This is a genomic window from Paramagnetospirillum magnetotacticum MS-1, assembly GCF_000829825.1.
In the GTDB taxonomy this organism is placed as follows: domain Bacteria; phylum Pseudomonadota; class Alphaproteobacteria; order Rhodospirillales; family Magnetospirillaceae; genus Phaeospirillum; species Phaeospirillum magnetotacticum.
The window spans coordinates 199,234-218,375 of sequence record NZ_JXSL01000027.1 but is presented as its reverse complement, the minus strand read 5'-3'; the positions used below and the strand labels follow the sequence as shown (position 1 = coordinate 218,375).

Sequence of the window (19,142 nt, the reverse complement as noted above, 5' to 3'; positions counted from 1 at the left end):
CCGCCAAGTTGCAACTGCTTCGGAATTAACCGCTGCGAAACGTTGAAATGACACAATGGCCTTTGTGCGGGCTTCACTTGCACGGCTTTTCGAGGTTAAGTGATCACTGGGGGAGTATTGCTCCTCCCGCTTCAGGGGATGGCAAGCGACGTGAACACCGAGGCCGAAATGAGCGACGGCCAATATCAGGATCGCCAGTCGCCGGGTTTCATCAGGCAGTTTATCCGCCTGGCGGGACCCTATTGGCAATCGGGCGAGAAGTGGAAAGTACGCGGCCTTGTCGCTTTGCTGCTTGGCCTGACCGTGGGCCAGGTGGTCATCCCCATCATGATCAATCTGTGGAGCGCCGAGTTGTTCGACGCGCTCGAACAGAAATCCATGGAAAAGTTCTTCGCCCAGATCGCCGAAATCTGCCTGATCCTGGTCGCGTCCATGACGGTGACCGCCCTGCATCTGAAGGTGAAGCGAACCATCCAGCTGGGCTGGCGCCGCTGGCTGACCCGCAGGTTGCAGGACAACTGGATGGCCATGGGCCATCATTACCAGCTGATGCATATGCCAGGCGATCACGACAATCCCGACGGACGCATCGCCGAGGACATCCGCCTGACTACCGAAACGGCCATCGACCTGATCCATTCGCTGTTCTATTGCGGCTTGCTGCTGGCCAGCTTCGTGCAGATCCTGTGGTCGCTGTCGGGTGAACTCATCCTCGATCTGGGCGGATTCGAGATTTCCATTCCCGGCCACATGGTCTGGGTGGCGCTGTTCTACGCTTCATGCGCCTCGTCCCTGGCGCTTTGGGTGGGCAGGCCCCTGATCCGCGCCACCGACCGCCGCCAGACCGCCGAAGCCAATTTCCGCTTTGGACTGGTGCGGGCGCGGGAGAATTCCGAAGCCATCGCCCTGTTGCATGGCGAGGTGGGCGAACGCCGCCGTTTCTCGGAACTGTTCCGCGGCATCGAGGGCGCCTGGAACCGCCAGACCGCGGGCCTGACGCGTTTGTTCCTGTTCACCTCGGGATACGCGGTGTTCTCCACCGCCTTCCCCATTCTGATCGCAGCGCCGCGCTATATTTCCGGCGTCATCTCGCTGGGGCATCTGATGCAGACCGCCCAGGCGTTCCAGCAATTGTCCCAGGCCCTGTCCTGGCCCGTGGACAACCTGCAGCGCGTCGCCGAATGGCGCGCCTCGGTCGAGCGCGTCCTGTCCCTGCACGACGCCCTTCAGGCGCTCAGGGATGATGCGTCGCGCCCCGATGCCCACGCGGTCATCGTGCAAAAGGCCGCCATTCCCACCTTGTGCTTCCACGGCCTGACCATCGCCAATTCCGATGGCAGCGTGGTCATCGAGGATTTCAGCGCCGAGATCGTCGGCGGCGAGCACGTGCTGATCGGCGGCGATCCCGGCGCGGCGGTCAAGCTGTTCAAGGTGGTGGCCGGATTGTGGCCCTGGGGACGCGGCACGGTGGACCTTCCCTGCGACGCCCATATCTTCTTCATGCCCCAGCGGCCCTACATGCCCATCGGCACGCTGCGCAGCGTACTCACCTACCCGTCGGCCACGGAATGCTTCCCCGACGACCAGTTGGAGGGCGCCCTGGAACGGGTCGGCCTCGGCCATCTGATGGTGCGCATCGACGACACCGCCTTGTGGGAACAGAACCTTACCGCCGGTGAACAGCAGCGCCTGGGCTTTGCGCGGCTGTTGCTGCACCGGCCCAAATGGGTCTTCCTGCAAGAGGCCACCGACGCGCTCGACCCCGAGGGCGAGCGCAAGCTGATGCAGTTGCTCAACGACGAATTCCCCACCGCAGCCATCCTCACCGTGGGCTTCCACGCCGAGTTGGAGCAGTACCATCAGCGCAAGCTGACCCTGTCGCCTTCGCCCGACGGCACCATCTTGGTTCGTGAAAGCCGCAAGGACTGGAACCAGCCCAAGCGTGGCATGAATTGGGGCGGTCGCCTGTTCGGCAATCTGCTGCGCAGGGGAGAGCGCCGCGCCCTGGCCGACGGCCTGACCAAGCGCGGCGATAAGCGGCGGTAAAAAGGATTCGGGCTGCCGCCCGCACCCGCTTGGGGCCATAGGCCCCAAACCCCATTCGTTTATTTCATAAATCAAAATGGGGTCCGGGGCATCGCCCCGGATGGGTTCGGGCGAGTGCCCGATTACGTCCTATGCCCCTTGATCATGTCCCGGTACCACTTGCCGGAATTCTTCAACGTGCGCTTTTGCGTCTCGAAGTCGACGTGATAGAGGCCGAAGCGCGGGCCATAGCCCGAGCCCCACTCGAAATTATCGAGCAAAGCCCAGACGAAATAACCGCGCAGATCAGCGCCCTCGGCCACCGCGTCCAGCATAGCCTGCTGGTATTCGCGGAAATAGGCGAGGCGATGGGTGTCCTTGACCTCGCCGTTCTCGTCGGGCGTGTCGCTGCCCGCGCCCCCGCCGCATCCATTCTCGGTCACGTAGATGGGCAGGCCATAGCGCCGCGTCAGGGTCAGCAACTCGTCCTTGAACACTTCGGGGAAGATGGGCCAGCCCACTTCCGGATGGTTGGCCGATTCAGGCGGAGCGCCCCAGCCATAGCCCCAGGTGGTGGCCGGATCGGCCTTGGCGTAGATGGGGCCGTAGTGGTTGAGTCCCATCCAGTCGGTGGGACGGCAGATGCGGGCCAGATCGCCCGCCTGGACATAGGGCTCCACATCGCGGGCCATGATCTCGGGGTAATGGCCCAGATGCTGCGGGTCGCAGAACACACCGTTCCAATGGGCGTCCAGCAGGTCGGCCGCCGCCTGGTTCTCGGCCAGCCCGCCCTCCGGCCGCACGATCTGGCGGTTATGGATGGCGCCGATGGACACGCCCGGAACATGGTCGCGCAGCACGTCCACGCCCATGCCATGGGCCAAATTGACGTGGTGGATGGCCTTCATATGGGCGGCCCGGTCGGTGACGCCGGGCGCCGCCCAATCGATGGCATAGCCGAACATGGTGAAGACCGAGAACTCGTTGAAGGTGGCGAAATGCTTGACCCGGTCGCCATAGCGTTTGGCCGCCAGAACGGCGTAATCGGCGAACCACCCGGCGCAGTCGCGATTGGTCCAGCCGCCCAGATCATCCAGCGCCTGGGGCAGGTCCCAGTGATAGAGGCAGACCCAAGGGGTGATCCCAGCTTCCAAAACGCCGTCGATCAGCCGGTCGTAGAAGTCGAGACCCTTCTGGTTAACCGCTCCCTTGCCCTTGGGCAGCAGGCGCGGCCAGGCGATGGAAAAGCGATAGGCGTCAACGCCCAGATCCTTGATCAGCCTCACATCCTCGGGCCAGCGGTGGTAATGGTCGCAGGCCACATCGGCATTGGCCCCGGTCCACACCCCTCCGGCAAGGCGGCAGCGGGTGTCCCAGATGCTGGGGCCGCGCCCGTCTTCCTTGGTGGCGCCTTCCACCTGAAAGGCCGAGGTGGACACCCCCCAGACGAAATCCGGCCGCAGGCTGATTCTCTTCTTCCCGGCGCCCATAATCCCCTCCCGGATGGCTGACCTTGGGGAAAATCTTCCCACCCCGGTGAAGCGCCGTCAAGCTAAGGGGCCACCTCGATACTGCCGATCATCTTGGTATGCCCCAGGCCGCAATATTCGGCGCATTGGAGGCGAACCCGGCCCGACATGGGCGCGGTCAGGTCCACCACCTGGACCTCGCCCGGCCTCAACAATAGCTCGGCCTCGCCGATGGCTGCGGAATGAACGGCATCCTCGGCCAGCAAATGCAAATGGTAGGTCTTGCCCGGTTCCAGTTGCAGGGCGGGGCTGAACTCCCAACGCTTGGCCAGAACGGGGATGTCAGAGCCTGCGGGCGGACGCACCACCGGGATACCGTCCACGCTTTGGCCGGTGCCATGGGCGGCCATCAAAGCCAGATGGCGGCCGTGGAATTCGGCCAGATCGGCCTTGTAGCTTTGCGAGGGAGCCACGTCGATGCCGCCGGTGCGGCCCATCAGCCAGCCCAGCGCCAGAATCAAACTGGCCGCCAGCAGGGCCAACGGAGCGAAGCCCTTAAGCATGATCGCCCTCCCCCGGCTTGAGCAATCGCGACAGGGCCATCCACACGAAGATCACGCCGCCCAGGACCGCCAGACCGGTTCCCATCCCCACCACGCCCATGGAAACCTTCTTCCAGATTGTATCGAGGCCCTGGTCGACGCCGGTGGTCTTGCGCGGCACACCAGCGGCACCCGCCAGAAAGAATCCCAGGGCGTGGACCAACTGCCCCCAGCCATAGAGGTGGAATTGCAGGCGCACGCCCCTGCCCGTCCCGATCTCGCGCCCCAGGGCGGGCAGCAGATGGACCAGCACCACGCCCATCAGGCCCAGTTGAACGCCTCCGATGACAGCGTGGTAATGGGACGGCGTGCGGGTGTCGGCCACGCCCAGAAAGAATCCGGCAAAGCCGCCGATGGCGAATACGAACAGCGACAGGGCCAGGGACAGGAAAGCGGGCGAGCGCCAGTCGCGCGGCCCCTTGACCAATTGCCAGGCCAGACCCAACCCCATGACCAGGGGCGGCAAAGGCAGCCCGACCCACAGGAGGCGAGTGAAGATCTGCCGGTGTTCCAGGCCCAATACGTCGCCGCCCAGGATATATATCAAGGGCGAGACCACCGCGAACAGGGCCAGGGCGGCAAAGCTGGCTCGGCCCAACCCGGACGGAACCGGGCCGGTGCCGAACTGACGCTCGGACAGGGCCTGCCAGGCGATCATCAGGATCATGGTGTTGACCAGTTGCAGCACATGGCCGCCGCCCCAGAACACCCGCTCGTTGAACAGATCGGCATCGGTCCTAGCCGGGATCAGCGCCCAGGCCATGACAAAGCAGGCCAGGGCCGCCAGATAGGCCAGACCCGCGCAGGCAATGCCGAAGGGCACCACCCGATGGCTGCGCAGAACGGGCAGCAGCCGCAGACAGGCCAGGGCCACCCCGAGGGCATGCACGCCGAGGCCGATATAGAACAGCCTGTGCCCCACCACCGGGACGTAATTGTTCAAGGACGGCTCGCCTTGATCGGCGAGGGCCGGAATCAGCAACAGCAGAACGCCCAGGCTTCCGAGAAGAACGGCGACCTTGCCCAGCCGGTCTCCGTGGGGACAGGGCGGCGCCGCCATGGCCGACAGCGCGCCCAATGCGGCCAGGAACCATACTTCGAAGGACAGCACCACATGGGTGACCAGGGCGCGGTAGAAGAAGTGCGGCCCCCAGGGCAGCCAGTCCTGAACCTTGGGCGTGCGCGACAGGCCCAGGCCCAAGGCCAAAAGCCCGGCAACGGCCAGCGAGCCCACCGCCAGCAAGGCCCAGCCGCGCAGTTCAGTCCGCCGCGCCGCCGACAACCCGTCCGTCTTCCAGGAGTGATCCATTCCGGTCCTGCCCCGCTTCCCACTTCCGTCATCCCGGCCCTGAGCCGGGATCCAGGAGTCGCGAAGACGAACTTCGGCCCCCTGGATCCCGGATAGCGCGTTGCGCTTCCGGGATGACGAATGTCAGGTTTATTTGAACTCGAACCTGCCGTTCTCTTCGTCGAAATCGACCACGAAAACCTGGCGCGGCGCAAGCTCGACCGTCACCTCGGCCACCTGATCGAAGACCTTGGGATCATTGCCGTCGCGCATGCGGGCGGCGATGACGTGGCGGCCAGCCTTGATCTCGCGGGAATCGTAAAAGCGCGAGCGCCCGTCGCCGGACAGACCTGCGGGCTTGGCGGTATGGGCGTAGACCTTCTCGCCGTCGATATCCATTTCCAGCGTCACAGCATTGCGCTCGCGCCCGCAAGATTGCTTGGCCCGCATATTGGGCGGCAGCTTGGCCAGTTCCTCGGCCGAACGGTCCTTGCACTCGCCCATCTTCTGCCCCGCATGGGTGAGCGACAGCTTCAGCAGCGCGGATTCCGGCGGGTGCAAGCGATAGACCGGGTTGGAGGCGAAATAGGCGATCATCACGGCAAAGGCGGTATAGGCCACGGCCTGACCGGCGATGTAACGGGGCTTGATCATTCCGTCACCCTCCGCTTGGTGGATTGGGGACGCTCTAATGGCGGCAATTCCTCCAGCGCCACCCGGAAGGCGGCCAGTTCGGACCTAAGGGCCTTGATCTCGGTGCTGGCCGCCCAGAACAGCCGCACCCGGTCGCGGGGCACGGCGCCGCGCAGTTTCGGCACCCGCTCGCCATTCATGCGCAGCTCGGTCCATTCCGGTCCCAGGCGATAGAAGCACTCGCCGGGGCGGCAGGCGGTGACCAGTACGCCGTCGGCCAGATCCTTGTTGAAGACATAGTCGATCAGCGAAGGCGGCATCATGCCGGTGCAATGCAGCGGCAGCACGCCCACCGACGGTCCCTTGAGATGGTCCAGCACCGCGCCATGCTCGCAACCGATCACCAGAACCCGGCCATTGCCCACCAGGCCATGGGTACGCGCCGAAACCCGCTTGACCATCAGGTCAAAGGTGAAGTCCGGGATATCAATGGCGGTCTGGCGGGTCTCGCCCGTATGGGGAAGGAAGGGATTGGTCTTGTTGCACGACGCCATGCACATGCCGCAACTGGTGCACAGATCGGGCTGCATCACCGCCAGCTTGGGGCTGGAATGCAGTCCGTCGCTGCGCGGGCGCAGCACCACGGCGCCGAACGGGCAATCGGAGGCGCAATTGCCGCAGCCATTGCAAAGCTCCGAGGTCACAACGGCCGCCGCCCGGCGCTTGCGGCGAAAGGCCATCCACGGCATCAGCGACAGGAACAAGGAGGCTCCGATGGACACCGCCCAGGTCACCAATGGCCCCTTGGAATCATAGAGCGGATAGAGCGCCATGAAATACCAGTCGGGATTGAGATCGCCGATGGCCTTGCCCAGATCGGCTGCCGGATGGCTTTGGGCGGGATGGATCAGCGACAGCGCCACCAGCATGATGGACGAGCCGATGATCAGCGGCCGGGGCGGATTGGTATTGGCCCGGTTGATGCGCAGGATATGCACCCACATGGCCATCAAGAGGAACAGCGGCACCGCGATATGGATGAAGATCAGCAAGGTGAAGAAGCGGTCGGTGAGCGCGCCGGGCGTCAGGAAGTTGCGCGCGATGCTTTGGCCAAAAATGCCGAGGTAATCCATCCACTCGGCGGTGCCGATGGCCAGATACTGGGCCAGTTCGTCCCAGACCAGCCAATAGCCGGTGATCCCAGAGCTGAATACCATCCAGATCAGCGGCACGCCGGTGAACCAGGCGAACCAGCGGGCTCCGTGATAGCGGTCCAGGCACCATTCGCGCACCAGATGCAGCATCATGGTCAGCACCATAGCATCCGAGCCATAGCGGTGCAGCGAGCGGATCAGGCCGCCCCAATACCATTGCTCGCGCGAGATATATTCGATGGAGTTCCAGGCCCGCACCGCACTGGTGTCGTAGGGAATGAACAGGTACAGGCCCGACGCACCGACGATCCAGAAGAAGTACCAGGACATGGCGCCCAGGCAGTACATGGGATTGGACTCGCGCCCGACCAGCATATCCCAACCGCTTTCAAGGCGGAAAAGCCCCGCTCTGACGGCGGATTTGATTGGATTAGACAAGGCGATATTTCCTTTTCGTTTCCATTTTTTTGCCGTCATGCGGTCGGCTGGCGCGGCGTTCTTTTGCTGTCGCGCCACATGCGGATGGTCATCCAGATGATGGTCAGCACCGCCAGAAAGCCCGAGCCGATGCTGAAAAAGATGCCGTAATCGAAGCGGTAGGCATCGGAATGGGGGTCGTAGACGGTGCAGAAGAAGCGCACCCGGTCGCTGATGGACTGAATCGAGGTCAAAGCGGCGGCCCGGCCCAGCACCAGATCCTTGAGCGGTTCGACCAGCAGCGGCAATTCGAAATTCTCGCCATAGACCTGACGGTAGATGCGACCCTGGCCGTCCAGCACCGTGGTCTGTGCGATGTGGTCGAAGCCCCGCGAGGTCACATACCAGCTAAAGCCCAGATCACCGGCCAGGGCCTCCATGGTGGCGGGATTGCCCGCCAGAAAGCTCCACCCGCCCGTGTCGATACCCTGTTGCTTGGCGTAGACCTTCAGGGCTTCGGGCGTATCGCGCACCGTGTCGAAGCCGATGGACAGGACCTGGAAACTGTCCTTGCCCAGCGCCTTGCGGGCCCCGGCCACGGCACGGGCCACGTTCTGGGTGGTCACCGGACAGGTATGGTCGCAGGCGGTGTAGATCATGCTGATCACCACCGGCTTGCCACGGTACCGGGTGATGTCCACCGGCTGGCCGTCCTGGTCCAGCAATTGGTGCGAGCCGACCACATTGCCCTCGACGGCACGCGACCGTTTCAGCGCCTCTTCCGCCGTGGCGGAAACGCTGGGCGCCGCTTGGGAGCCGAAGGCCCCACCCAACAGGATTGCAGACAGGATCAGGACGGTTGCGCGCATCATGGCAAAGTCCTACCCAGCCAGCAGCGGCTCCACCATGACGGCGGTCAAGAGCAGCATCAGCTGGATCAACGAGGCAAAGAAATTACCCATGGCCGCGCTTCGCCCCGGAGTCCTGACCAGGGCCACGCTCTTGTAGAGGAACCAGCCGCCGCCCAGGGCTGCCGCGCCGAGATAAAGCGGACCGGCACCGAAAAAGGCGGGCAGCAGCGACGAGGCGACCAAGGCGAATGTGTTGGCCAGGATGATCCGGTTGGTCTCGGATTCCGAGCGCACCACCGGCAGCATGGGAATCCCGGCGGCGGCATAATCGTCCTTCAACGCGGTGGCCAGACTCCAGAAATGGGGCGGCGTCCACAAGAAGAGGACCAAAGCCAGGATCAGGGACTGGGGGCTTAAGCCCGGCAGTGCGGCGGCGGCACCGGCCAGCACGGCGAAACTGCCGGACAATCCGCCGATCACGATGTTCCAGGCGGTGCGGCGCTTCAGCCAGACGGTGTAGACGATGCCATAGACGAAGGCACCGAGGAAAACATGCAGCGCCGCCCAGGCATTGGCGGCGAAGGCGGCCAGGGCCACGGCGGCGACGGTCAACGCCAACAGCCCCAGGGGCCACAGCGGACCGGCGGCGTATTGTCCGGTGGCGAAAGGACGGTTGCGGGTGCGGTTCATCATGGGATCGATGTCGCGCTCCCAATAATGATTGAAGGCACCAGCCGCGGCGGCCGACAGCAGGACGGCCAGGGCGACGGCGAAAATCTGGGGGGCTGGCGGAACGGCACCGGGTGTCACCAGGGCCCCGGCTATGGCGGCCAGGGCGCAGAACACCCCGATACGCAGCTTGAACACCGATGCCAGGACTTTGAGGTTTGCCGCCATCACCTGCTCCCACCCTTTCAGACTTCGAAACTCTAAATTCTGTTTGGGAAACGGGCGGGACCGAGAAGTCCCGCCCGCCTTACCCAAAGACTGGATCAGCTCATGATCCAGGTGCTGGCCAGGTACTTCCAGTTGACGAAGTAGTACAAGACAAACACCGTCAGGAAGAGCAGCGCCAGAGCGAAGGTGCCGGGAACGGCCACATGCTCGGCATTGCCATAGGACGCCACCGGCGACGGAGCCGGAGCCGGAGCGGCCGGGGCATGCACCACCGGCTTGCCGAACAGCACCGAACCCACGATCACCAGGACGAACAGAGCGCCGCCGACCACCGCGACGCAGGCCGCCACACCCACGATGCCCATCATCAGGAAGGCAGCGGGAGCATGAGCGAAGGCGTGCGGAGCGTCGGAGAAGGCCATATCCCAGTGACGACGGGACACGCCCAGCGTACCGGCACCCATCATGAACAGGGAGAACACCCCCATGCCCAGGCCGAACAGATAGGGCTGGAGCTTGGCCAGACCCGGCAGGATCAGCTCGCGGCCGAACAGAACCGGGACCAGGAAGTAGGTGATCGCCATGAAGGCCAACGTGGTGCCGGCCGCCACGGTCGCGTGGAAGTGGCCGGGCACGTAGATGGTGTTGTGGATCATGATGTTGATCTGTTCCACGCCCATGGTGACACCGGAGATGCCGCCCAGGAAGCCAAACAGGATCAGGGACAGGAACATGCCCGAGAAGATGGGATTGCCCCAGGGAGCCTTCCGCAGCCACTCGAACAGGCCGTTATTGAAGCCCTTCTTGCGCTGAGCCGCCTCGATGCAGCCCGGAACGGTCAGGCCGTGGATCATCGAACCCAGCACGGCGAGATACATGCCATACGAGGTGTTGAAGATCTTGAAGGCCGAAGACAGGCCGGGCTCCACCAGAAGATGGTGGGCCGAAGCGATCTGCAGGAAGAAGATGTAGGTCAGATAGGCACAGCGGCTGACCTTCTCGGACAGCGGCTTGGCCCCGAACAGGATCGCGGCGATGGCGTACCACACGGCGATATGGGCGGCCACGTTGATCTGCTGCGACGAGTGGCCCATGCCCCACCAGACCACCTTATACATCAAGGGGTCGATGTGGCTGATCAGCCCGACCGACCACAAGAAGGTGGGGATCAAGATGATGGCGCCGGACGAGATGGTGTAGATGGCGATGATGCAGGCCGTCAAGGCACCGAAAGTGACCAGCGGGATCGACCCTTCATAGGTCTTCTCGGCCTTGGCGACAACCAGGGTACCGAGGAAGATGAAGCATGCGATCAGGGCACCCACGGCGAACAGGATCAGACCCACATAGAACAGCGGATCGGCCTGCATGGGCACGTAGGAGGTCATCATCACGCTGGAATTGCCCTCGAGGACCTTCCAGTTGGTGATGCCGGCACCCAGGACCATCAGAGCATACGCCACCCAGCCCATTTTGGGCGTGGCCAGCCGGCTTTGCAGCAAGATGGCAGAGGCGAAGTACATCAGCGCAACTTCGAAGAAGATGCACCAGACGATCAGGATGTCGATACCGTGCGCGGTCAGCGCCAGGTAGAACAGGTCGGCCGGCAGCAGGTGCACGGTCGGCCAGCGGGTCAAGGCGACGAGAAGGCCGAACAGACCGCCGACGGCCAGCACCACGATAGCGGTGACCGCGTTGATCTTGATCAGCTTCTCTGCTTCATCATGGATCTTCAGACCCGTGAAGCCGCAGGTTCGAAATATGGGCTTGGCAACCATTTGCGCTCCCCCTCGATTACTTGCCAGCCACGACTCGGATTTTTCCGAGCATGGTGTGGTGGCCGATACCGCAATATTCGTTGCAGATGATGCCGAAATCGCCGCTATCGGTCGGGGTGATGGTCACCACCTCGTCGATGCCGGGATGGACCTGCAGGTTGATGTTGGCGGGCTGCACGGAGAACCCATGCTGCCAATCCAGCGACGACAGATGCAGGCGGTAGCTCTTGCCCTTTTCGAGCTCGAGAACCGGATACCATTCCCAAAGGCGGGCCATCATGTACACGTCGGAACCGGCCGGGGGACGAACCACCGGGGTCTTGGCGTGACCTTCCTCGCCAACCTTGAACTTCTCGACGAACGCGTCCACGCGGGCCTGATACACATCCGGCTGGATGCGATAGGCTTCGTTGGACATGTTCTGGGTGCCCTTGAGGTGCCAGAGCGGCATCATGGCGAACATGATAAGCGCCCAGGTGAGTGCGATAAGCACCCAGATCACCTCGGTCTTCTCGACGGGCTCGTTGAACCAGACTTTTTGTTCTGGAGGAGTAATAGACATGTATTATCCCTCCCTTACTTGGCTATCGGTAACTGGGCGACTTCCATGATCCCCCAGATCGTGTAGGAAACCGCCGGAACCACCACACCGATAAAGAGAAGCAGGAACGGATTATCCAGGATGCGCTGCATCACCGGAATCTGCTCCTCCTCCTTGCCTTCGATTGAATTGGACATCGATCGAACTCCCTTGGCATTTCCGAAATAACTCCGGACGACCGGACCCTGAAGGTCTCATTACGGAAAGTTCATCTCCGTGACTTTGGTAAAGTCGAACGGACTCAATGCCCTCAAGGGACACCATTTTTCGCGGGAGATTTTGATGTCTGCGGGGGTTTTATAATTGGTGATAGACGGCCTTGGCCATTTCCATCAGACGCTCGCGATCCACATCGCCAGCCAGGGCATAGCCCAGCGGCCCGTCAAGCCAGTAGAAGGCCTCCACCCGGCCTTGGGCGGCGAACCGGAACGCCGTCTCTGACCCTTCGGGATTGCGCCGCAGATAGAGCGTCACCCGGCGTCCGTCGCCGTTCTCGTACATGAACTGGGCGGCAGGACCCGAGGCGGCGGGCAGCAACCGCCCGCCGACCAGGGAAAATCCGGCCGCCGAGAGGTCGGGAACCTTCAGCTCCGACCCCAGGCGCTTGGACAGCCAGGCCACCAGATGGGCTCGCTCCCCCGCGCCTACTTCCACGGGATGGCGGATCTCGGCGGCAAAAACCACATGAGCGGACAGGGCCTCGGCGGCGACCATGGCGCCAGGGGCCTGGGCAGAGCCCGTGCCGCCACGCAACCACCAGCCACCCACTCCTCCGGCCAGGACCAGAAGAACCATGGCGGCGATACGGATCAGGGGCATCATCCAGGATGACGAACGGCGGCGCCTGATGGCCGCCACGCTGAGATGGTCGGGCACGGTCTCGTCCAGTACCGGGTCGAACAGGCGGTGCAGGCCGTCCATCTGCTCGCGCCACTGGCGCACCCGTTCGGCGTCACGGGGATTGGTCTCCAGCCACGACTCCACCTCGGCCACCCGTTCGGGGGCAAGGACGCCATCCACGTAGGACAGCAGGTCGTCGTCGGAAACCGGGGCGCTCATTTCACTCTCCGTAGGGCGGCCTCGCCGCCGTGCATCAACAGGGCCAGACGGTCACGGCCGCGTTTCAAGCGCGACATCACGGTGCCCACCGGCACGCCGGTAACCGCGGCCACTTCGGCATAGCTCATCGCTTCCAGCCCGACCAGCAGGACGGCCTCGCGCTGCTCCGGGGCCAGCAGGGCCAAGGCGGCGCCCAGATCGCGCACCGCGAGCCGGTCCATCTGATTGGGCGCCGTCGCGGCAGAGTCCATGACATCATCCATACCGTTGAGTTCCGGGCGTATCTTTCGCCGCCGCAATTCGTCGATCCAGACATGACGCAAGATGGTGAAGAGCCAGGCCCGCAAGTTGCTGTCGCGGCGCCACAGAGTCAGCCGGGAAAGCGCCCGTTCCAGGCAATCCTGGACGAGGTCGTCGGCCTGGGAGACATCCCCGGACAGGGCGCGGGCATAGCGCCGCAATCCGGGGATTTCCGCTTCGATCTGGCTCTCTATCTTGCTCATGCAAGCTTATATGGCTACGGCTTGGCGGCGTGCCAAATATCCTTGAAGCCTTCGCCGGTGGTATCGCCCGGCTTGGCATCCTTGGCCCAGGTGTAGAGCGGCTTGCCCTTATAGGCCCATTGCATGGAACCATCGGCCCGCTTGATCACCGTGTAATCGCCCTCGGCCATGGCCCCGCCAGCGGCCATCAGCGGCGGCCAGTTCTGGGCGCAGGCATCCACACAGGCGGACATGCCGGGCGCATCCTTGTCGAAGGTGTAAAGGGTCATGCCCTTCTCATCGGTGAGCACGGCGCCCAGAGAAGACTGACCCTGCTTGACCGGAGCGGCCAGGGCGGCCGAGCTGATGACGAGCGCGGCGGCGAAGACGGTGAGGCTGCGAATATTCATGGTTCCCTCCGAGTGTGGCTCCACATGGGCCATATGGGAGAGAACGGGCGGCAGTCGGGATTATTCCACAGGGTGAAAAATAATTTCAGCCCTTCACCAGCTTCTTCAGGGCCGCCACCAGACTTTCCTTGGTGAAGGGCTTGGCGATATAGCCGTCGACCCCCTTTCCGCGGGCCACGCGCACATCGTCCAGATCCGTCTTGCCGGTCAGCATGATGAATTTGACGTCGGGATATTTGGCCTTGGCCGCCTCCAGCAAAGCCAGACCATCCACATCCGGCATGATCCAGTCGCTGATGATGATGTCGGGCACCTGTTCGGCGTGGTCGAGCTTGGCCAGGGCATCGGCCCCATCGGTGGCGGGAGTCACCTTCTTGGCCCCAAGCCCGCGCAGCAGACTGGCTTCGAGCATGCGGGCCGAACTCACATCTTCCACAACCATGAATTCCTTTTGGGACATCCAGGCGGTGAAATCGGCATCTTCGGACGTGGTCATATGCAAGCGCCTCCCGTGGGAACCGCCGATGACCTTAGTATGGTATTGCTCCGGGTTCCAGCCCTGGAAAGCAGAAAAGGACCCCGAAGGGTCCTTTTCCTTAAGCCGTCAGGCCGTTCCGGAGGAGGACGATCCGCCCAAAGCCGCCTGGGCCGCCGCCAATCGCGCAATGGGCACGCGGTAGGGTGAGCAGGACACATAGTCCAGGCCAGCCCCCTGGCAGAAGTGGATAGAGGCCGGATCGCCGCCATGCTCGCCGCAGATGCCCAGCTTGAGACCAGGCCGGGTGGCGCGTCCACGCTCGGCGGCGATCTTGATCAGTTCGCCGACACCCGCCTGATCCAGGCTGGCGAAGGGGTCATGCTCGTAGATGCCCTTGGCGCGGTAGACTTCCAGGAACGGGCCGGAATCATCGCGGCTCATGCCGAAGGTGGTCTGGGTCAGATCGTTGGTGCCGAACGAGAAGAACTCGCCGGTCTGGGCGATGTCGCCCGCCAGCAAAGCGGCGCGCGGCAACTCGATCATGGTGCCGACCATGTAATGGACCGAGTATTTCTGCTCGGCGAAGACCGCCTCGGCTTCCTTGTCGATGCTGGCCTTCATGAGGTCCAGCTCCCTCTTGGCGCCCACCAGCGGGATCATGATCTCTGGCACCACGGTGCGTCCGGTATCACGCGACACATGCACCGCCGCCTCGAAGATGGCGCGGGCCTGCATCTCGTAGATCTCGGGATAGGTTATCCCTAAGCGGCAGCCGCGATGGCCGAGCATGGGATTGTTCTCGTGCAAGGCCGCGTTGCGCGCCTTGACCACGGAGGGCTCCACCCCGGCTTCCTTGGCCACCTCGGCGATCTCGGCCTCGGAATTGGGCAGGAATTCGTGCAGCGGCGGGTCCAGCAGGCGGATGGTCACCGGCAAGCCCTGCATGATCTCGAACAATTCGATGAAGTCCTGGCGCTGATAGGGCAGCAGCTTGGCCAGGGCGGCGCGGCGGCCCTTCTCGGTCTCGGCCAGGATCATCTCGCGCATGGCGATGATACGCTTGGGGTCAAAGAACATATGCTCGGTGCGGCACAGGCCGATACCCTCGGCGCCGAACTTGCGCGCCGTGGCGGCGTCCAGCGGCGTCTCGGCATTGGCGCGGACTTTCAGCGTGCGGATGGTGTCCACCCACTCCATCAGCGTGCCGAAATCGCCGGTCAGCTCCGGTTGGATAGTGGCGACGGCGCCGATGAAGACCTCACCGGTGGAGCCGTCCAGCGTGATGGTCTCGCCTTCCTTGACCACCTGGCCCGCCACTTTCAGAGTCTTGGCGGCGTAATCGACGCGGATTTCGCCAGCACCGGCCACGCAGGGCGTGCCCATGCCGCGCGCCACCACGGCGGCGTGGCTGGTCATGCCGCCGCGCGTGGTCAGGATGCCTTCCGAGACATGCATGCCGCCGATATCCTCGGGGCTAGTCTCGATTCGCACCAGGATGACGCGCTCCTTGCGGTTCTTGACCCAATCCTCGGCCTCATCGGCGGAGAACACCACCTTGCCCGAGGCGGCGCCCGGCGAGGCGGGCAGACCGCGGCCCAGGATCTTGCGCGGCGCCTTGGGGTCAAGGGTCGGATGCAGCAGTTGATCCAGCGAGGCGGGGTCGATGCGCTTGATGGCGTCCTTGCGGCTGATCAGGCCTTCGCGCGCCATATCCACGGCGATCTTCAGCGCCGCGTTGGTGGTGCGCTTGCCGGTGCGGGTCTGGAGCATCCACAGACGGTTCTGCTGAACCGTGAACTCCATGTCCTGCATGTCCTTGTAGTGGGCCTCCAGCTTGTGGCGGATGGCGTTCAGCTCCTTGAACACCTCGGGCATGCACTCTTCCATGGCGGGAAGATCAGAGGACTGGGCGTTCTTGCCCGCGATGGTCAATTGCTGCGGGGTGCGGATACCGGCCACCACATCCTCGCCCTGGGCGTTGACCAGGAATTCGCCATAGAAGGCGTTTTCACCGGTGGAGGGATTGCGGGTAAAGCACACGCCGGTAGAGCAATCGCTGCCCATATTGCCGAACACCATGGACTGCACGTTGACGGCGGTGCCCCATTCGGCGGGGATGTCATGCAGGCGGCGATAGGTGATGGCGCGCTGGTTCATCCAGGACCCGAACACGGCGCCGACGGCGCCCCACAGCTGCTCGTGGACGTCCTGGGGAAAGGGCTTGCCCAGCTGTTCGGCGACCTTGTCCTTGTACTTGGCGACCACCTTCTTCAGGTCGTCGGCATCCAGCTCGGTATCGAGGCTGACGCCCTTGTCTTCCTTCACCTCGTCGAGGATTTCCTCGAAATTGTGATGGTCGACGCCCAGCACCACGTTGGAATACATCTGGATGAAACGGCGATAGCTGTCATAAGCGAAGCGGGCGTCATTGGACCGCTTGGCAAGGCCTTCCACCGATTTGTCGTTGAGGCCGAGATTGAGGATGGTGTCCATCATGCCCGGCATGGAGGCCCGCGCGCCCGAACGCACAGAGACCAGCAGCGGATCGGCGGTGGAGCCGAATTTCAGGCCGATATCACCTTCCACCTGAGCCAGGGCGGCCATGACCTCGTCCTTGAGGGACGGCGGATAGGTCTCGCCATTGCCATAATAGTAAGTACAGACCTCGGTGCTGATGGTGAAGCCTGGAGGAACCGGAATGCCGAGATTGCTCATCTCCGCCAGATTCGCACCCTTGCCGCCCAACAAGTTCTTCATGTCGGCACGCCCCTCGGCCTTGCCGCCACCGAAGCTGTACACCCATTTCGTCATGGCTGATCTCGTCCCCAATCCAGAAAAAGGAAAAACCGCGCCGCTTTCGACGACGCGGATCTCATCATGCTACGTCCCAGAGGGATTGAAAATAGGTAGTACCGCTTTCCCCCCCGAGCCTCACCCCTCGACCTTCGAGAAGTCGGCCAATCCGCCCATGGCCGAACCGATCATGGCCAGCAGCTTCAGGCGGTTGACCCGCAGGTCGGCCTCGTCGGCATTAACCGTCACCTTGTCGAAGAAAGCGTCCACGGGACGGCGCAACCGGGCCAGAGCCGCCATGGCGGCGGCGAAATCCTCGGTGGCAAGGGCGTTCTTCACTTCCTGACCGACCTTGGACAGGGCGAGTTCAAGGGCTTTCTCCTCGTCCTGGCGCAGCAGGGCCAAATCGGCGGAACCGGTGAACAGGGTCGCGTCCTTCTTCTCCTCGATGCGCACGATATTGGCGGCGCGGCGATAGGCGATCAGCAGATTGGCGCCGTCGTCGGAGGCCAGGAAGGCACCCAGGGCGTCCACCCGCTTCAACAGGCGGACCAGATCATCCTCGCCGCCCAACGAGAAAATGGCGGTGATGAGATCGTGGCGCACCCCCTTCTCCTTCAGCGCCACCGCCAGCCGGTCGGCGAAGAAGTTCAGCAGGTCGCGGGCCACTTCGCCCGGCGCTTGCACCAAGGTCGCCTTGAAATGTCCCGAGGCCAGGAAGATGACCTGGGACAGGGGCAGGCGCAGTCCGTTCTCCAGCACCAGACGGATGATGCCCAGCGCGGCGCGGCGCAGCGCGAAGGGGTCCTTGGACCCGGTCGGCCGCTCGTTGATGGCAAAGAAGCCGACCAGGGAATCGATCTTGTCGGCCAGGGCGACGGCCACCGACACCGGCGCCGTCGGGCAGCTATCCGAAGGGCCCTGGGGCGCGTAATGGGCGGCGATGGCGTCGGCCACCAGGGGATTTTCGCCATCGTTCAGCGCGTAATAGCGGCCCATCAGCCCCTGAAGCTCGGGGAATTCACCCACCAGTTCGGAAGACAGATCGGCCTTGGCCAGCCTTGCGGCCCGTTCCGCCAGAGCCTTGTCGGCCCCAATCATGTCGGCGATGTTGCCCGCCAGACCGGCGATACGTTCCACCTTGTCGGCCACGGTGCCGAGGCTGGCATAGAAGGTGCGCTCGGCCAGCTTGGGCAGGCGAGACTCCAGACGCTGCTTGCGGTCGGTGTCCCAGAAGAACTTGGCGTCGGACAGCCGCGCGCGCAGCACGCGCTGATTGCCCGCCACCACCGCGCTTCCGCCGTCCGTCGTCTCCATATTGGAGATCACCACAAAGCGCGAGGCCAGGGAGCCGTCCGCCTTGAGCAGCGAGAAATACTTCTGGTGAGCGCGCATGGAGGTGATCAGCACCTCGGCCGGCACATCCATGAACTTGTCGTCGATAGAGCCCACCAGGGGAACCGGCCATTCCACCAGGCCGGTGACCTCGGCCAGCAATCCGTCATCGGCCTTCAAGGTCAGGCCTTCAGCCGCCGCCAGGGCTTCCGCACCCGACAGAATAGCGTGACGGCGCTCTACGGGGTCGAGCATCACCTTGGCGTGGCGCAGCCGGGCGAGGTAATCGGCGAAGTCCTTGACCCGGAAGGATTCTGGCGCCAGGAAGCGATGGCCACAAGTCATGTCGCCGGACTTGGCCGGGCCGAATTCCACAGGCACCACATGGCCCTCGAACAGGGCCAGGATGGACTGGATCGGGCGGACCCAGCGAATGGAATTGGCGCCCCAGCGCTGGCTCTTGGGCCAGGGGAAGGCGGCCATGGTGGCCTCGACCACCTCGGAAAGCACCTCGGCCGTGGGGCGGCCCTTGCGGTTGATCACCGCGAAGTAGAACACGCCCTTGCCGGTGTCGCGCTGTTCAAGTTGCTCGACGCTCATTCCGGTGGACTTGAGGAAGCCCTCCATGGCCTGGGCGGGAGAGCCGACACGGGGCCCGCGCTTTTCTTCCGACACGTCGGGGCCAGCCAGAGGCAGCCCTTCGATCACCAGCACCAGACGACGCGGCGTGACATAGGAGCGCACCGCGTCGAAGGTGATGCCGTTCTTGGCCAGACCATCGGTCACCATACCGCGCAGATCGTCGGCGGCGCGCGCCTGCATGCGGGCGGGGATTTCCTCGGAGAAGATTTCAAGCAGGAACTCGGCCAT

At 63.5% G+C, this 19,142-nt stretch carries 17 protein-coding genes; 1 reads left to right on the top strand and 16 read right to left on the bottom strand.

What is annotated here, in order from left to right:
* The first annotated feature begins 150 nt into the window (after nt 1–150).
* Nucleotides 151–2,046, top strand: a complete 1,896-nt coding sequence (locus tag CCC_RS09695; RefSeq protein WP_236686351.1) for an ABC transporter ATP-binding protein/permease — start codon at nt 151–153, stop codon at nt 2,044–2,046.
* 122 nt (nt 2,047–2,168) lie between these two features.
* Here CCC_RS09695 and CCC_RS09690 read toward each other — a convergent pair whose 3' ends face one another.
* From CCC_RS09690 to glyS, 16 genes are all read right to left on the bottom strand, one after another.
* The gene (locus tag CCC_RS09690) at nt 2,169–3,515 is read right to left on the bottom strand and encodes a GH1 family beta-glucosidase (protein ID WP_009867886.1); all 1,347 of its coding nucleotides are present in this window, start codon (nt 3,513–3,515) and stop codon (nt 2,169–2,171) included.
* Between the two features lie 62 nt (nt 3,516–3,577).
* Complete coding sequence (locus tag CCC_RS09685) at nt 3,578–4,057, bottom strand: cupredoxin domain-containing protein (RefSeq protein ID WP_041041051.1); 480 nt, start codon at nt 4,055–4,057, stop codon at nt 3,578–3,580.
* The gene (locus CCC_RS09680) at nt 4,050–5,405 is read right to left on the bottom strand and encodes a cbb3-type cytochrome c oxidase subunit I (protein WP_041041049.1); all 1,356 of its coding nucleotides are present in this window, start codon (nt 5,403–5,405) and stop codon (nt 4,050–4,052) included. Before CCC_RS09680 ends, CCC_RS09685 begins: the two co-directional genes overlap by 8 nt.
* Nucleotides 5,406–5,534: 129 nt before the next feature.
* Nucleotides 5,535–6,038: a hypothetical protein gene (locus CCC_RS09675; RefSeq protein WP_009867879.1), complete on the bottom strand. Its 504-nt coding sequence runs from the start codon at nt 6,036–6,038 to the stop codon at nt 5,535–5,537.
* Nucleotides 6,035–7,609 (bottom strand): hydrogenase iron-sulfur subunit, encoded by a 1,575-nt coding sequence (locus tag CCC_RS09670; protein WP_041041047.1) that lies wholly within the window; start codon nt 7,607–7,609, stop codon nt 6,035–6,037. Before CCC_RS09670 ends, CCC_RS09675 begins: the two co-directional genes overlap by 4 nt.
* Before the next feature lie 35 nt (nt 7,610–7,644).
* Complete coding sequence (locus CCC_RS09665) at nt 7,645–8,460, bottom strand: SCO family protein (protein WP_052473073.1); 816 nt, start codon at nt 8,458–8,460, stop codon at nt 7,645–7,647.
* A gap of 9 nt (nt 8,461–8,469) precedes the next feature.
* Nucleotides 8,470–9,336: a heme o synthase gene (cyoE, locus tag CCC_RS09660; RefSeq protein WP_041041045.1), complete on the bottom strand. Its 867-nt coding sequence runs from the start codon at nt 9,334–9,336 to the stop codon at nt 8,470–8,472.
* A 95-nt stretch (nt 9,337–9,431) separates the two neighbouring features.
* Entirely contained in the window at nt 9,432–11,114 is a 1,683-nt protein-coding gene (locus CCC_RS09655; RefSeq protein WP_009868320.1) for a cbb3-type cytochrome c oxidase subunit I, read from the bottom strand.
* Between the two features lie 16 nt (nt 11,115–11,130).
* Nucleotides 11,131–11,676 (bottom strand): cupredoxin domain-containing protein, encoded by a 546-nt coding sequence (locus CCC_RS09650; RefSeq protein WP_041041044.1) that lies wholly within the window; start codon nt 11,674–11,676, stop codon nt 11,131–11,133.
* A 14-nt stretch (nt 11,677–11,690) separates the two neighbouring features.
* A complete protein-coding gene (locus CCC_RS22550; RefSeq protein WP_009868322.1) occupies nt 11,691–11,852 on the bottom strand; it encodes a hypothetical protein in 162 nt (53 codons plus the stop codon).
* A gap of 160 nt (nt 11,853–12,012) precedes the next feature.
* Complete coding sequence (locus CCC_RS09645; protein ID WP_009868323.1) at nt 12,013–12,774, bottom strand: anti-sigma factor family protein; 762 nt, start codon at nt 12,772–12,774, stop codon at nt 12,013–12,015.
* Nucleotides 12,771–13,277, bottom strand: a complete 507-nt coding sequence (locus tag CCC_RS09640; RefSeq protein WP_009868324.1) for a sigma-70 family RNA polymerase sigma factor — start codon at nt 13,275–13,277, stop codon at nt 12,771–12,773. The genes CCC_RS09645 and CCC_RS09640 overlap by 4 nt, the downstream gene beginning before the upstream one ends.
* A gap of 14 nt (nt 13,278–13,291) precedes the next feature.
* Nucleotides 13,292–13,666: a COG4315 family predicted lipoprotein gene (locus CCC_RS09635; protein WP_041041042.1), complete on the bottom strand. Its 375-nt coding sequence runs from the start codon at nt 13,664–13,666 to the stop codon at nt 13,292–13,294.
* 85 nt (nt 13,667–13,751) lie between these two features.
* A complete protein-coding gene (locus tag CCC_RS09630) occupies nt 13,752–14,162 on the bottom strand; it encodes a response regulator (protein WP_009868326.1) in 411 nt (136 codons plus the stop codon).
* Nucleotides 14,163–14,270: 108 nt separating this feature from the next.
* Nucleotides 14,271–16,955, bottom strand: a complete 2,685-nt coding sequence (gene ppdK, locus CCC_RS09625; RefSeq protein WP_041041040.1) for a pyruvate, phosphate dikinase — start codon at nt 16,953–16,955, stop codon at nt 14,271–14,273.
* Nucleotides 16,956–17,075: 120 nt separating this feature from the next.
* Complete coding sequence (gene glyS, locus CCC_RS09620; RefSeq protein WP_009868328.1) at nt 17,076–19,142, bottom strand: glycine--tRNA ligase subunit beta; 2,067 nt, start codon at nt 19,140–19,142, stop codon at nt 17,076–17,078.